The organism is Vibrio ordalii ATCC 33509, assembly GCA_000257205.1.
Taxonomy (GTDB): Bacteria; Pseudomonadota; Gammaproteobacteria; order Enterobacterales; family Vibrionaceae; genus Vibrio; species Vibrio ordalii.
The window spans coordinates 1-2,133 of record AEZC01000095.1; the positions used below are offsets into that span (position 1 = coordinate 1).

Here is a 2,133-nt window from a genome sequence, read left to right on the forward strand (position 1 = left end):
GGAGTCACGACCAAGTTTGCGAGCAACTGCCGCTAACACAGGGGGATTTTTATATCTGTGGCCCCGTTGGTTTTATGCAGTTCATTGTTGAACAGCTTGAATTGCTTGGCGTAACAAGAGAGCGTATCCACTACGAAGTCTTTGGCCCACACGCCTATTTATAAAGTATAAAGCGCTATCTTAATCTAAGCTCTTTTAAGGGCCTACACTCTTCCCACTTGAAGCTGCTGCGGTGTTAGCTACGTTCGCTCACCTCAATCACATAGTTTATCTATGCTCATGGGGATGAACTCACTTGCCGTCTACCTGCAACTTCAGTGGTTTGGGTATAGATACTCAAAAGTGGGCTGGGAATTAGTGCTCACTTTTTATTTGTAGTGCTTGCCAAGTAATTTCATCGGAATGGCTATCGCTATCAATAAAAATTGACGATCCACTGATCATCACTGAAATATCCATACCTCGGCTTAATGATGCGGAGAGTTTTTCAATCGCTGTAGCATCAAAGCGAAATATATCGGCATTAAGGTGAGCGAATTTTCCTTTATTTTGTTCCCACCAAACCTGTGATTTGGTGTTAAAGCTGTAGACTTTCACCTGTTTGGCAAGTCGTGTGGCTTTTTTAACGCGCTCAGTGTCGGGTTCACCGACCTCAACCCAAAGTTGAATTTGATCATCTAATGATTTTAGCCAGAGATCAGGTTCTTCAATCGAAGAAAGCCCTTTCGTGAACGTCAGATCGGCTGATGCATTAAGACAAAACGCTAAAATGCGCGCCATCATTCGTTCGTTGCTTTCTGAAGGATGCTGAGCAATGGTGAGATTTAAAGAGTCATAATGATCGCGATTAGTATCCGTCAGCGCAATACGGAACTTATAGATTGTCGGTTTCAGAGCCATTGGAAGAGTGCCAAGAAGTAAAACGAAAATAGCCAGCAAATTGCTGGCTATTAGAATACTTAGTAAAAAATTATACTAGGCGGATGTTTTCAGCTTGAGGGCCTTTTTGGCCTTGAGCTACTTCAAACTCTACCTTTTGACCTTCAGCAAGAGTGCGGAAACCGTCACCTTTAATTTGGCTGAAGTGTGCGAATACGTCTGGACCGTTTTCTTGTTGAATGAAGCCGAAACCTTTAGTTTCGTTGAACCATTTTACTGTACCAGTAACTGTGTTAGCCATTTTAATACCCAAAATCAAAAAAAGTTTTACAGCCGAATACGGCGCGGATAGCGTGGAAAAGTAGATTGCTATTGCGTACGACACGACGGGGGAGTTACAAGTAATCCAACGAGACGTATGTGTATACAAAGAACTGCTTTCTAGCTAGTGCAAAGTCTAGTTCAAACTTTTATCTTGTCAATCATAACTCGATAAAACTCGAAAAACTTTTTTAAAATAGTTGGGTTTTATGCTCTATGTTGCATTTTCTTGTGCTGAGGCTTGAAATTAACATCATTGTTAGCTTGGTGACTGAGATTGTTTAGGTTTTTTAAAATAACTAAATATTTATCTCTTGTTCAGAGTGCCGAGCTCGAAAATGGGTGTGTTAGTCTTTATCGGTATCGATACTTATCGCAACTCATAGCAAAATTATGTTAATTATGAGTGATACTTCAATGTATTGATAGTGTATGTTTTGTTTACTTAGGCTAAATAAATATGAGTTTTGTGGCGTATGTTCCCGTTACTATATTCACGCTTCCTTTCGTCCTTGCGATTGGTCCATAATGTGTGCCGAGTATGGAAATAAAAGTTGTTTACTTTCAGTACACACTGATTTGATTTGTATCTTCTTCTACTCGCAGATTAGAAGTGTAAGAAGATTGCTAGAGGGGTTGATTGTTGACTGAGGAAGAGTTACCTACTGAGAGGTATAAAATGAAACTGAAACTGTTAATTATTTTCGTTGTGTCCATTGTCGCCGGATTGGCCTCAGCAGAGCACTTTCACTCTTTTCTGCTTGGATTGTACATCTCGTCATTAGCAGTAGGAAGCTGTTATTGGTTTGCCTTTAGAAGCACAAAAGCCCCCGCATTAGCACTTGTGCTTTTGATCTGTGGTTTACTGGCTAAGTTGACCATTACCGTTGTAGGAGTGATGTGGAGTTTGTCTGCTGAGTTAATGACTTCACC

At 40.6% G+C, this 2,133-nt stretch carries 2 protein-coding genes and 2 pseudogenes; 2 read left to right on the forward strand and 2 right to left on the reverse strand.

Going from position 1 to position 2,133, the window contains the following annotated elements; genetic code table 11:
* Window positions 1-164: pseudogene (locus VOR_RS18675) on the forward strand (NO-inducible flavohemoprotein); the annotation flags it as partial.
* A 190-nt stretch (window positions 165-354) separates the two neighbouring features.
* Here VOR_RS18675 and VOR_RS0106885 read toward each other — a convergent pair.
* Both VOR_RS0106885 and VOR_RS0106890 read right to left on the reverse strand, forming a co-directional pair.
* Complete coding sequence (locus VOR_RS0106885) at window positions 355-900, reverse strand: YaeQ family protein (protein ID WP_010318974.1); 546 nt, start codon at window positions 898-900, stop codon at window positions 355-357.
* Between the two features lie 70 nt (window positions 901-970).
* Window positions 971-1,180, reverse strand: coding sequence for a cold-shock protein (locus tag VOR_RS0106890; protein ID WP_010318975.1), 210 nt, complete (start codon window positions 1,178-1,180; stop codon window positions 971-973).
* Between the two features lie 699 nt (window positions 1,181-1,879).
* On the opposite strand from VOR_RS0106890, the pseudogene VOR_RS0106895 reads away from it, so the two are divergent.
* A pseudogene (locus VOR_RS0106895) lies at window positions 1,880-2,133 on the forward strand (NADH:ubiquinone oxidoreductase); the annotation flags it as partial.